The sequence below is a fragment of the Streptomyces sporangiiformans genome, from assembly GCF_005768555.2.
GTDB lineage: Bacteria > Actinomycetota > Actinomycetes > Streptomycetales > Streptomycetaceae > Streptomyces > Streptomyces sporangiiformans.
On record NZ_VCHX02000329.1, the window covers coordinates 23,045 to 35,146 of the forward strand.

General features: G+C 68.7%; 8 protein-coding genes. 1 reads left to right on the forward strand and 7 read right to left on the reverse strand.

The window, feature by feature from the left end; translation table 11 throughout:
- Positions 1 to 33: 33 nt before the first annotated feature.
- The 5 genes from FGD71_RS41495 to kdpF all read right to left on the reverse strand — a co-directional run bounded on the left by FGD71_RS41495 (position 34) and on the right by kdpF (position 7,357).
- The gene (locus tag FGD71_RS41495; RefSeq protein WP_119105748.1) at positions 34 to 2,592 is read right to left on the reverse strand and encodes a sensor histidine kinase; all 2,559 of its coding nucleotides are present in this window, start codon (positions 2,590 to 2,592) and stop codon (positions 34 to 36) included.
- A gap of 142 nt (positions 2,593 to 2,734) precedes the next feature.
- Positions 2,735 to 3,403 carry a potassium-transporting ATPase subunit C gene (locus tag FGD71_RS41500; protein ID WP_119105756.1) on the reverse strand — a complete coding sequence of 223 codons (669 nt, stop codon included), beginning with the start codon at positions 3,401 to 3,403 and terminating at the stop codon, positions 2,735 to 2,737.
- Between the two features lie 5 nt (positions 3,404 to 3,408).
- Positions 3,409 to 5,511: a potassium-transporting ATPase subunit KdpB gene (gene kdpB, locus FGD71_RS41505; protein WP_119105749.1), complete on the reverse strand. Its 2,103-nt coding sequence runs from the start codon at positions 5,509 to 5,511 to the stop codon at positions 3,409 to 3,411.
- A gap of 29 nt (positions 5,512 to 5,540) precedes the next feature.
- Positions 5,541 to 7,259, reverse strand: a complete 1,719-nt coding sequence (kdpA, locus tag FGD71_RS41510) for a potassium-transporting ATPase subunit KdpA (RefSeq protein ID WP_119105750.1) — start codon at positions 7,257 to 7,259, stop codon at positions 5,541 to 5,543.
- A gap of 8 nt (positions 7,260 to 7,267) precedes the next feature.
- Positions 7,268 to 7,357: a K(+)-transporting ATPase subunit F gene (gene kdpF / locus FGD71_RS41515; RefSeq protein ID WP_119105751.1), complete on the reverse strand. Its 90-nt coding sequence runs from the start codon at positions 7,355 to 7,357 to the stop codon at positions 7,268 to 7,270.
- Positions 7,358 to 7,931: 574 nt separating this feature from the next.
- Here kdpF and FGD71_RS41525 point away from each other — a divergent pair.
- Positions 7,932 to 9,881 carry an APC family permease gene (locus FGD71_RS41525; RefSeq protein WP_119105752.1) on the forward strand — a complete coding sequence of 650 codons (1,950 nt, stop codon included), beginning with the start codon at positions 7,932 to 7,934 and terminating at the stop codon, positions 9,879 to 9,881.
- Between the two features lie 63 nt (positions 9,882 to 9,944).
- On the opposite strand, the gene FGD71_RS41530 is transcribed toward FGD71_RS41525, so the two are convergent.
- Together FGD71_RS41530 and FGD71_RS41535 are read right to left on the reverse strand one after the other, a co-directional pair.
- Positions 9,945 to 10,628, reverse strand: a complete 684-nt coding sequence (locus tag FGD71_RS41530; protein ID WP_119105753.1) for a response regulator — start codon at positions 10,626 to 10,628, stop codon at positions 9,945 to 9,947.
- 169 nt (positions 10,629 to 10,797) lie between these two features.
- The gene (locus tag FGD71_RS41535; RefSeq protein ID WP_119105754.1) at positions 10,798 to 11,964 is read right to left on the reverse strand and encodes an acyl-CoA dehydrogenase family protein; all 1,167 of its coding nucleotides are present in this window, start codon (positions 11,962 to 11,964) and stop codon (positions 10,798 to 10,800) included.
- Between the last annotated feature and the right edge of the window lie 138 nt (positions 11,965 to 12,102).

Below are 12,102 nucleotides of genomic sequence, written 5' to 3' on the forward strand. Positions count from 1 at the left end.
ATGCGTCATGCCCGCTCGCCTGACGCGTGCCGCTCAGGGAGCAGTCGCCGGCCGTGAGGTGACGGACGCCGACAGGTCCGGCTGCGGCGGACGCCCCGGCGCCCTGCGCAGGCTGAGCACCATGGTGAGACCACCACCCGGAGTGTCCTCGGCGTTGAGGGTTCCGCCCATGGCCTCCGCGAAGCCGCGGGCGACCGCGAGACCGAGGCCGACGCCGGCGCCGCGAGGGGCGTCGCCGTAGCGCTGGAAGGGCGCGAACATGCGTTCCCTCGCCTCCTCGGGAACGCCGGGGCCACGGTCGATCACCCGGACCTCCACCCGGTCGGCGATGGCGCTTGCCGACACCAGTACCGGCGTACCCGCGGGGCTGTACTTGACCGCGTTCTCGACGATGTTCGCCACCGAGCGCTCCAGCAGTCCCTTGTCCACCGCGACCATCGGCAGGACCTCGGGAATGTCCAGCCCCACGCTGTCCTCCGGCAGGCCGAAGAGCGCCATCGGCACCACCTCGTCCAGGTCGACCTCCCTGATCAGTGGGGCCACCGTGCCGGTCTGCAGCCGCGACATGTCCAGCAGGTTGCCCACCAGGTGGTCGAGGCGGTCGGCGCCCTCCTCGATCGCGGCCAGGAGTTCGGCCTGGTCCTCCTCGGACCACTCGACGTCGTCCGAGCGCAGGGACGACACCGACGCCTTGATGCCGGCGAGGGGGGTGCGCAGGTCGTGGCTGACCGCGGCGAGCAGGGCGGTGCGGATGCGGTTGCCTTCGGCCAGTTCCTTGGCCTGCTGAGCCTCCTGCTTCAGACGCTGGCGGTCCAGGACGACGGCGGCCTGGGCGGCGAACGCGGCCAGCACGCGGCGGTTCTCGGCGGGCAACACCCGGCCGGAGAGCGCGAGCGCCATGTGGTCCCCCACCGGCACGTCGACGTCCGCGGTGTCGGGGGACTGGCAGGGCCGCGGGCCCACACTGCCCGCGCAGGTCCACGGTGCCACGTCGCTCTCCCGCTCCAGCAGGGCGACCGACTCCATGGCGAAGGTCTCGCGGACCCGTTCCAGCAGCTCCTCCAGGCCGGTCTCGCCGCGCAGCACGTTGCCCGCCAGGAAGGACAGGATCTCCGACTCGGCGCGCAGCCGGGCCGCCTGATGGGTGCGGCGGGCGGCCAGGTCCACCACGGACGCCACCGACACGGCTACGGCGACGAAGACCACGAGGGCGACGATGTTCCTGGCATCGGAGATCATGAGCCGGTGCAGGGGTGGGGTGAAGTAGTAGTTCAGCAGGAGGGAGCCGAAGGCGGCGGAGGCCAGCGCCGGGTAGAGGCCGCCGAGCAGGGCCGACGCCACCGTCAGGGTCAGGAACAGGAGCATGTCGTTCGCGAGGCCGAGGTCGGCGTTGACGCCGGTCAGGAGCAGGGTCAGGATCACCGGGCCGAGCACGCCCACCAGCCAGCCGGCGATGATCCGCGAACGGCCGAGCCGGGCGCCCCGCGCCGCCGGCAGCCCGCGCCCCTTACCCGCCTCGTCATGGGTGATCAGGTGGACGTCCAGGTCGGGCCCGGAGTCGCGGGCCACGGTCGCACCGACGCCCGGCCCGAAAACGTACTGCCAGCCCTTGCGTCGTGAGACGCCGAGCACGATCTGCGTGGCGTTGGCGCCGCGCGCGAAGTCGAGGAGCGCCACTGGAATGTCGTCGCCGACCACATGGTGGAAGGTGCCTCCGAGATCCTCCGCCAGCGTGCGCTGCAGGGCCAGTTCCTTCGGGGAGGCGGAGGTCAGGCCGTCGCTGCCGGCGACATAGACCGCCATCACCTCACCGCCCGCGCCCTTCTCCGCCAGCCGCGCGGCCCGGCGGATCAGCGTCCGGCCCTCCGGGCCGCCGGTGAGCCCCACGACGATGCGCTCGCGCGAGCCCCAGATCTTCGACACCTGGTGCTCGCTGCGGTACTCGGTCAGGTACTCGTCGACCCGGTCGGCCACCCACAGCAGCGCCAGCTCCCGCAGGGCGGTGAGGTTGCCGGGGCGGAAGTAGTTCGACAGGGCCGCGTCGACCTTGTCGGGCTGGTAGATGTTGCCGTGCGCCATGCGGCGTCGCAGCGCATGTGGCGACATGTCGACCAGGTCGACCTGGTCGGCACGGCGCACGATCTCGTCGGGAACGGTCTCACGCTGCCGTACGCCGGTGATCGACTCGACCACGTCACCCAAGGACTCCAGGTGCTGGATGTTGACCGTGGAGATCACATCGATCCCGGCGGCGAGGAGTTCCTCGACGTCCTGCCAGCGCTTGGTGTTGCGGGAGCCGGGGACATTGGTGTGGGCCAGCTCGTCCACGAGGGCCACCCGTGGCTGCCGGGCCAGCACGGCATCGACGTCCATCTCCGTGAAGACGCTGCCCCGGTACTCCAGCTCCTTGCGGGCGATCTCTTCCAGTCCGTGCAGCATCACCTCGGTGCGCGGCCGGTCGTGGTGTTCCACGAAGCCGACCACGCAGTCCGTGCCCCGCTCGATACGGCGGTGGGCCTCGGACAGCATGGCGTAGGTCTTGCCGACGCCCGGTGCCGCACCGAGGTAGATCCGAAGCGTGCCGCGTGCCATGTTCTCGTCTCTTGGGTCTGGAGAGATCCGCCTGGAGGTATCCGTCTGGAGGTGTCCGTGCGGAGGTGTGCGTCTGGAGGTGTCCGTCTCCAGTTTGCGTCGCCGTGGGGCAATCGTCGGCGTGACCTCCGCGACAGCCCCGTCAGCTCTTGGCCACGAGTTCCTTGAGCGCGATGTTGAGTTCCAGGACGTTCACCCGGGGCTCGCCCATGAATCCGAGGGTGCGGCCCTCGCTGTGCTCGCCGACCAGCTTCTCCACCTGGTCGAGGGGCAGACCGTTCTTCTCCGCGACCCGGTGCACCTGGAGGTCGGCGTACTCCGGGGAGATGTCCGGGTCCAGGCCGGAGCCGGAGGACGTCACCGCGTCGGCGGGGACGTCGGACGGCTCGACCGTGTAGCCGGCCACCGAGTTGTCCTTGACGACTGCGGCTTTGGCCTCCTTGACCCACTTGATCAGCTCTGCGTTGTCGCCGGAGCGGTTGGTGGCGCCGGAGAGGATGAGCTTGTACCGGGTGTTGACGCTGTTGACGCCCAGACCGTTCTGCGGACGCCCCTGGAACCACTTCAGGTCGGGCTCCGGGGTCTCCTCGCCCTTCTTCAGCGGCAGGTTGTAGGACTGCCCGATCAGGGAGGAGCCGACCACCTTGCCATCCGCCCTGATCTCCGAGCCGTTGGCCTCGTCGTTGAAGAGCGCCTGGGCGACGCCGGTGACGACCAGCGGGTAGACGACCCCGGTGACCAGGGTCAGTACGAGCAGGGCCCGCAGGCCCGCGCTGAGCAGCCGGGCAGTTTTCACAAGGGAGTTGTTCATGTCCTTCACCCGACTCCGGGGATCAGAGAGATGAGTACGTCGATGATCTTGATGCCGATGAAGGGGGCGACCAGCCCGCCCAGGCCGTAGATCCCGAGATTGCGGCGGAGCATCCTGTCCGCGCTGACCGGGCGGTACCGCACGCCGCGCAGGGCGAGCGGCACCAGCGCGATGATGATCAACGCGTTGAAGACGACCGCCGAGAGGATCGCGGAGTCGGGCGAGGAAAGCCGCATGATGTTCAGCCTGTCCAGGCCGGGGTAGACCGCCGCGAACAGCGCGGGGATGATCGCGAAGTACTTCGCCACGTCGTTGGCGATGGAGAAGGTCGTGAGCGCGCCCCGGGTGATGAGGAGTTGCTTGCCGATCTCGACGATCTCGATGAGCTTGGTCGGGTTGGAGTCGAGGTCGACCATGTTCCCGGCCTCTTTGGCCGCCGAGGTGCCGGTGTTCATCGCCACGCCTACGTCCGCCTGGGCCAGTGCAGGGGCGTCGTTCGTGCCGTCGCCGGTCATCGCGACCAGTTTGCCGCCCGCCTGCTCGCGCTTGATCAGCGCCATCTTGTCCTCGGGGGTGGCCTCCGCGAGGAAGTCGTCGACGCCCGCCTCCTCGGCGATCGCCCTCGCCGTCAGCGGGTTGTCACCCGTGATCATGACGGTCTTGATGCCCATGCGGCGCAGCTCCTCGAAGCGCTCCCGCATGCCCTCCTTGACGACGTCCTTGAGGTGGATCACGCCCAGCACCCGGGCGCCGTCGGGGTCTTCGACGGCGACGAGCAGCGGCGTACCGCCCGCCTCGGAGATCCGGCCCGCGATCGTTTCCGCGTCGTCGGCGATCCCGCCTCCCTGCCCGCGCACCCAGGCGATGACCGAACCGGCCGCCCCCTTGCGGACCCTGCGTCCGTCCACGTCCACCCCCGACATCCGGGTCTGGGCCGTGAACGCGATCCACTCGGCTCCCGTGAGCTCGCCCTGGTGCCGCTCGCGCAGCCCGTACTTCTCCTTCGCCAGTACGACGATGGAGCGGCCCTCGGGCGTCTCGTCGGCCAGCGAGGAGAGCTGGGCCGCGTCCGCGACCTCGGCGGCCGTGACGCCCCCGACCGGTACGAACTCGGCGGCCTGCCGGTTGCCGAGCGTGATGGTGCCGGTCTTGTCGAGCAGCAGCGTCGACACGTCGCCGGCCGCTTCGACGGCCCGGCCGGACATGGCGAGCACGTTGCGCTGCACGAGGCGGTCCATGCCCGCGATTCCGATCGCGGACAGCAGCGCGCCGATGGTGGTGGGGATCAGGCAGACCAGCAGGGCCACCAGCACGACCAGGGTCAGATGCGTGCCCGCGTACTCCGCGAACGGCGGCAGCGTGGCGACGGCCAGCAGGAAGACGATGGTGAGAGACGCGAGCAGGATGTTGAGCGCGATCTCGTTGGGGGTCTTCTGCCGTGCGGCGCCCTCGACCAGGTTGATCATGCGGTCGATGAAGGTTTCGCCCGGCTTGGTCGTGATCTTGATGACGATCCGGTCGGACAGCACCTTCGTGCCGCCGGTGACGGCCGACCGGTCACCGCCCGACTCCCGGATGACGGGCGCCGATTCACCGGTGATCGCCGATTCGTCGACGGAGGCGACGCCCTCGACGACGTCACCGTCGCCGGGAATGACGTCGCCCGCCTCGCACACGACCAGATCGCCGACCTTCAGCCCGGCGCCCGGAACCCGCTCCTCGGTCGTGCCGTCCTCGGCCAGACGGCGGGCGACGGTGTCGGTCTTGGCCTTGCGCAGGGTGTCGGCCTGCGCCTTGCCGCGGCCCTCGGCGACCGCCTCGGCGAGGTTGGCGAAGATCACGGTCAGCCAGAGCCAGGCGCTGATCGCCCAGCCGAACCAGTCGCCCGGATCCAGACACGAGAAGAGCGTCGTCAGCACCGAGCCGACGAGCACGACGAACATCACGGGGGACTTGACCATCACCCGCGGGTCGAGCTTGCGGAACGCGTCCGGCAGCGACCTCACCAGCTGCCCCGGATCGAACAGGCCCGCGCCGACGCGTCCTTCGTCCTTGCGACCGGTCGGCACGTCCTGGTGCGGGGCCCTGGTCGGAGTGGCTGTGGACATGGAGTCCTCTTGCTTCTCTGTACGAGTCGTCATCCCGCCAGCCCCTCGGCGAGCGGGCCCAGCGCGAGGGCCGGGAAGTAGGTCAGACCGGTGATGATCAGGATCGCGCCCACCAACAGGCCGGTGAACAGCGGCTTCTCGGTGCGCAGCGTCCCCGCCGTGGTCGGGACCGGTGTCTGCTCGGCGAGCGATCCGGCGAGCGCCAGCACGAACACCATCGGCAGGAAGCGGCCGAGCAGCATCGCGATGCCGAGGGTGGTGTTGAACCACTGGGTGTCCGCGTTCAGCCCGGCGAAGGCGGAGCCGTTGTTGTTGGCCGCCGAGGTGTAGGCGTACAGGATCTCGCCGAACCCGTGCGCACCGGAGTTCGTCATCGAGTGCGCCGGGGTCGGCAGCGCCATCGCGAACGCGGTGAAGACGAGCACCAGCGCGGGTGTGATGAGGATGTAGCAGGCGGCCAGCTTGATCTCGCGGGTGCCGATCTTCTTGCCCAGGTACTCGGGCGTACGGCCGACCATCAGCCCGGCGATGAACACCGCGATGACCGCCATGATCAGCATGCCGTACAGACCGGAGCCGGTACCGCCGGGCGCGATCTCGCCCAGCATCATGCCGAGCATCGTGATCCCGCCGCCCAGACCGGTGAAGGAGGAGTGGAAGGAGTCCACCGCGCCGGTCGAGGTCAGCGTGGTCGACACCGCGAAGATCGACGACGAGCCGACACCGAACCGCGTCTCCTTGCCCTCCATCGCCCCGCCCGCGATGTCGAAGGCCGGGCCGTGGTGGGCGAACTCGGTCCACATCATCAGGGCGACGAAGGCGACCCAGATCGTGGCCATCGTCGCCAGGATCGCGTACCCCTGCCTGACCGAGCCCACCATGACGCCGAAGGTGCGGGTCAGGGAGAACGGGATGACCAGCAGCAGGAAGATCTCGAAGAGGTTGGTGAACGGCGTCGGGTTCTCGAAGGGATGGGCGCTGTTGGCGTTGAAGTAACCGCCGCCGTTGGTGCCCAGCTCCTTGATGGCCTCCTGCGAGGCGACCGCACCACCGTTCCACTGCTGCGAGCCACCCATGCTGTGCCCATTGAAGAATTGCCCGACCTCGTGGATGCCGGAGAAGTTCTGGATGACCCCGCAGGCCACCAGGACGATCGCTGCGATCACCGCTCCCGGCAGCAGGATGCGGGTCACGCCGCGCACCATGTCGGACCAGAAGTTGCCCAGCCCACCGGTGCGCTTGGGGGTCCGCCCCGCTCCAGCGGAGCCGCGTGCTCGAGAGAAGGCGAAGCCGCGTACGAGGGCGACCGCGACGGCGATACCCACGGCCGCGGAGACGAAGTTCTGCACGGCCAGCCCGGCGGTCTGCACGACGTGGCCCATGGCCTGCTCGCCGTAGTACGACTGCCAGTTGGTGTTGGACACGAACGACGCGGCGGTGTTGAACGCCTGGTCCGGGTCGATCGAGACGAAGCCCAACGAGCCGGGCAGCGAGCCCTGGATCCGCTGCAGCAGGTAGAGGAAGAGGACCCCGGCGGCCGAGAACGCGAGGACTCCTCGCAGATAGGCGGGCCAGCGCATCTCGGTGTCCGGGTCGGCACCGATGCCCCGGTAGATCCACTTCTCCACACGCCAGTGCTTGTCGGAGGAGTAGACACGGGCCATGTAGTCGCCCAGGGGACGGTGGACGAGCGCCAGCGCCGCGATCAGCGCGAGCAACTGGAGTACGCCCGCAACAACAGGACTCATGTCGCGGCTCAGAACCTCTCCGGGAAGACCAGGGCGAGGATGAGATAGCCCAGCAGAGCGACGGCCACGACCAGGCCGACGACGTTCTCGACGGTCACAGCTTCGTCACCCCCCTGGCGACGAAGGCCACCAGCGCGAACACCGCGACCGTGGTGATGACGAAGGCCAGGTCGGCCATCGCGAGCTCCTGGGTGAGATTCGGAAATCCGTAAGAGGATCGGACGAGTAGAGGAAAACGCCTCTCAGGCCGGATCCGACCGCCGTTGACGACTCCCTTACGGACGCCCCGGCACCTTTGACGTGTCTCTAACGGCCGTTCTCCAGCGGCCGTCTTGGGTCCGCATCTTTGGTCCGCGTCCTTGGTCCGCATCCGTCCGCATCCTGGGTGCGGACCGCCGTCGCGACCGGGCCGGGCGCTGACACTGTGTATCCGCCTCTGCCGCGCCGGCCACCTGCCTGCGCCCTCGCGGACAGGTCGGCCGGCGCCGGTTTCGTCCTGGACATCCGGATTTTGACGCGCCGCTGATGTCCGACCGCTGCGTCTTAACGCAAGCTTGACGCGGTCAGTGGCCTCATCCTTGGGCCCCTGCGTCACTCTCTGCTTACGCTGGTGCCGCCGTCCGTGTGATGGCCGAAATCCCGCAACGAGCCGCACATCAGGAGAGCACCTCGATGGCCACCACCGAAGACACGCAGCCGAGCCGGTTGCGGACGTGGATGCTGAAGGGCCTCTCCGACATGGCGGGGAGCCACCAGGGTCCGCACGCCCAGCCCGAGCTCGCGCACAAGGGCCAGCCGTGGTGGCGCGTGATGTGCCTGACCGGCGTCGACTACTTCTCCACTCTCGGCTACCAGCCGGGCATCGCCGCCCTCGCCGCCGGCCTGCTCTCGCCCGTGGCCACCATCGTGCTCGTGATCGTCACCCTGGCGGGCGCGCTGCCCGTGTACCGGAGGGTGGCCGAGGAGAGCCCGCACGGGCAGGGCTCGATCTCGATGCTGGAGCGGCTGCTGACCTTCTGGAAAGGCAAGCTGTTCGTCCTCACGCTGCTCGGGTTCGCCGCCACCGACTTCCTGATCACCATTACTCTCTCGGCGGCGGACGCCTCCACCCACCTGGTCGAGAACCCGCACCTCAACAGCGTCCTGCACGACCAGCAGATGCTGATCACCCTCATCCTGGTCGCCCTGCTCGGCGCGGTGTTCCTCAAGGGATTCCTGGAGGCCATCGGCGTCGCCGTGGCTCTCGTGGGCGCCTACCTCGCGCTGAACGCCGTGGTCGTCGCCGTGGGCCTGTGGCACGTGGTCACCGAGGGCCATGTCGTCACCGACTGGTCAACCGCCCTGACCGCCGAGCACGGCAACGTCTTCGCCATGATCGGCGTCTCCCTGCTGGTCTTCCCGAAGCTCGCCCTCGGCCTCTCGGGGTTCGAGACGGGCGTCGCGGTGATGCCGCACGTCGAGGGCGAGCCCGGTGACACCGAGGAGCGGCCGGCCGGCCGTATCCGGGGCACGAAGAAGCTGCTGACCACGGCCGCTGTGATCATGAGCGTGTTCCTGATCTGCACGAGCTTCCTCACCACGCTGCTGATCCCGGAGAAGGAGTTCGAGGAGGGCGGCAGCGCCAACGGCCGCGCGCTGGCGTTCCTGGCTCACGACTACCTCGGCAACGCCTTCGGCACGGTGTACGACGCCTCGACGATCGCGATCCTGTGGTTCGCCGGCGCGTCCGCCATGGCCGGGCTGCTCAACCTGATGCCCCGCTATCTGCCCCGCTACGGCATGGCTCCGCACTGGGCCCGCGCCGTCCGCCCCATGGTGATCGTCTTCACCCTGGTCGGCTTTCTCGTCACCTGGATCTTCGACGCGGACGTGGACGCCCAGGGCGGCGCCTACGCCACGGGTGTGCTGGTTCTGATCTCCTCGGCGGCCATCGCCGTGACGATCGCGGCCCGCAAGGCCCGCCAGCGCGGCTGGACCATCGCCTTCACCGTCATCTCGGCGGTCTTCCTCTACACGACGGTCCTGAACATCATCGAGCGCCCCGACGGCGTGAAGATCGGCGCCTGTTTCATCGCCGCCATCATCATCGTCTCCCTGCTCTCCCGACTCGCCCGGGCCTTCGAACTCCGTGTCACCCGCGTCGAGCTGGACACCATGGCGGAACGATTCGTCCGGGACATCGCCAGCCGCAGGATCCGGTTCATCGCCAACGAGCCCGACAACCGCGACATCACCGAGTACCGAGAGAAGATCGAGCAGATCCGCCACGACAACGACGTCCCCACCGCCGAGGACTTCGTCTTCGTCGAGGTCACCGTCACCGACCCCTCCGAGTTCGAGGCGGGACTGACCGTGCGCGGTGAGGTCCTGCACGGCCGCTACCGGGTCCTGACCCTGGAGAGCTCCTCGATCCCCAACGCCCTGGCGGCCCTGCTCCTCGACGTCCGCGACACCACCGGCCAGATCCCGCACATCTACTTCGAGTGGACCGAGGGCAATCCCTTCGCCAACTTCCTCCGCTTCTTCCTCTTCGGCCAGGGCGAGGTCGCCCCCGTCACCCGCGAGGTCCTCCGCGAGGCCGAACCGGACCGGTCACGCCGGCCGCGGATCCACGTGGGCTGACCGGACCACGCGTGAGCCGCGCATCCGTATCCGGGCCCGGTTGCTCCTCGCAATCCGGCCCGGTCACTTCTCGAAGCGGTAGCCCATGCCCGGCTCGGTGATGAGATGCCGCGGGCGGGAGGGATCCGGCTCCAGTTTGCGTCGCAGCTGGGCCATGTAGACCCGCAGGTAGTTGGTCTCGGTCTGGTACGCGGGGCCCCAGACCTCCTGAAGGAGCTGTTTCTGGCTGATCAGCCTGCTCGGGTGGCGGATCAGCACCTCCAGCAGATGCCACTCCGTCGGTGTCAGCCGCACGTCGTTCCCGCCTCGCCGCACCCGCTTCGCGATCAGATCGACGGTGAATTCGTCCGTGGTGACGATCGCGGTGGCGTCGGTGGTGTCCGCCTCCTCGGTACGGCGGACAGCGGCCCGCAGCCGGGCCAGCAGCTCGTCCATGCTGAAGGGCTTGGTGACGTAGTCGTCGGCTCCGGCGTCCAGAGCCCTGACCTTCTCCTCCGAGGTCTGGCGGGCGGACAGCACCAGGATCGGCGACCGTGTCCATCCGCGTAGCCCCTTGATCACTTCCACGCCGTCCATGTCGGGCAGACCCAGGTCGAGCAGCACCACATCCGGGTGGTGGGCGGCGGCGAGCCGGAGCGCGGTGGCCCCGTCGGCGGCGGCATCCACGTCGTAGGCGCGCGCCCGCAAGTTGATCACGAGAGCGCGTACGAGCTGCGGCTCGTCCTCGACCACCAGCACCCGGGTCATCGATGTTCCTCCTTCATGCGCGCCTCCATCCTGACAGTTCAGGACCGGCACGGCGCCCCTCCCCCAGTCGTTAACGGCTCCCATACGACGACCCGCTCACTCTTGACGCGCCCCATACGGCGAGGGGCGCGTCAAGAGTGAGCAGCCGGCGGAAGCCGATCGACGATGTTCACGCGTCGAGACCTCCTCGCTTGACGAGCTGGCTCGCGATGACGTTCCGCTGGATCTCGTTGGTGCCCTCACCGACGATCATCAGCGGGGCGTCGCGGAAGTAGCGTTCGACGTCGAATTCGGTGGAGTAGCCGTAACCGCCGTGGATGCGGACGGCGCTGAGGGCGATCTGCATGGCGGTCTCGGAGGCGAAGAGCTTGGCCATGCCCGCCTCCATGTCCACGCGGCGCCCCGCCTCCGCCTCCCGGGCCGCATACAGGGTGAGCTGGCGCGCCGCCGTCAGCGAAGTGGCCATGTCCGCGAGGTAGTTGCCGATCGACTGGTGCCTCCAGATCGGCTTGCCGAACGACTCCCGCTCCTGCGCGTAGGCGAGGGAATCCTCCAACGCGGCCCGGCCGACGCCGAGCGCGCGGGCGGCCACCTGGAGGCGTCCGGTCTCCAGGCCTTTCATCATCTGCGCGAAGCCCTTGCCCTCGACCCCGCCCAGTACGGCATCGCCCGGCGCCCGGTAGCCGTCGAACGACAACTCGCAGCTCTCCACGCCCTTGTAGCCCAGCTTGGGCAGGTCGCGGGAGACGGTGAGGCCGGGTCCGTGCTCGACGAGCAGGATCGAGATGCCCTGGTGGGCGGGGGCCGCGTCCGGGTCGGTCTTGCACAGCAGGGCGATCAGGCCCGACCGCCGGGAGTTGGTGATCCAGGTCTTCGCGCCGTTGACCACATAGCTGTCGGCGTCCTTGCGCGCGACGGTGCTCATGGCCTGGAGGTCGGAACCGCCACCCGGTTCGGTGAGCGCCATGGTCGCGCGGATCTCGCCGGTCGCCATCTTCGACAGATACCGGCGCTTCTGTTCCTCGGTGCCGAAGTCCAGCAGCAGCTTGGCGACCACCGTGTGGCCGCCCATCGCTCCTGCCAGGCTCATCCAGCCGCGGGCCAGCTCCTCGGTGATGAGGACGTAGCACGGGGTGGAGACCGGGGTCCCGCCGTATTCCTCCGGAACGACGAGACCGAAGATGCCGAGCCGCTTCATCTGCTCGATCAGGCCCTCGGGGTAGGTGTTGGCGTGCTCCAGATCCCGGACGACGGGCTTCACCTCCTTGTCCACGAAGTCCCGCACTGTCCTCACGATGAATCGCTCGTCCTCGGACAGGATGTCGAGGGTGCTCATGCCGTAACGCTCCTTGCTGAGAGGACCGAAGGGACTGACAGGTGGTCAGGAGTGCTCAGATGGCGCCGGAGGCCCGGAGGGCCTCGATGTCGGCCGTGCTGTGTCCCAGTTCGGCCAGGATGGTCTCGGTGTGTTGGC

Coding starts and splice junctions, on each gene's coding strand:
- FGD71_RS41495 (WP_119105748.1), bottom strand. CDS start 2,592: ATGGCACGCGGCACGCTTCGGATCTACCTCGGTGCGGCACCGGGCGTC.
- FGD71_RS41500 (WP_119105756.1), bottom strand. CDS start 3,403: ATGAACAACTCCCTTGTGAAAACTGCCCGGCTGCTCAGCGCGGGCCTG.
- kdpB (WP_119105749.1), bottom strand. CDS start 5,511: ATGTCCACAGCCACTCCGACCAGGGCCCCGCACCAGGACGTGCCGACC.
- kdpA (WP_119105750.1), bottom strand. CDS start 7,259: ATGAGTCCTGTTGTTGCGGGCGTACTCCAGTTGCTCGCGCTGATCGCG.
- FGD71_RS41525 (WP_119105752.1), top strand. CDS start 7,932: ATGGCCACCACCGAAGACACGCAGCCGAGCCGGTTGCGGACGTGGATG.
- FGD71_RS41530 (WP_119105753.1), bottom strand. CDS start 10,628: ATGACCCGGGTGCTGGTGGTCGAGGACGAGCCGCAGCTCGTACGCGCT.
- FGD71_RS41535 (WP_119105754.1), bottom strand. CDS start 11,964: ATGAGCACCCTCGACATCCTGTCCGAGGACGAGCGATTCATCGTGAGG.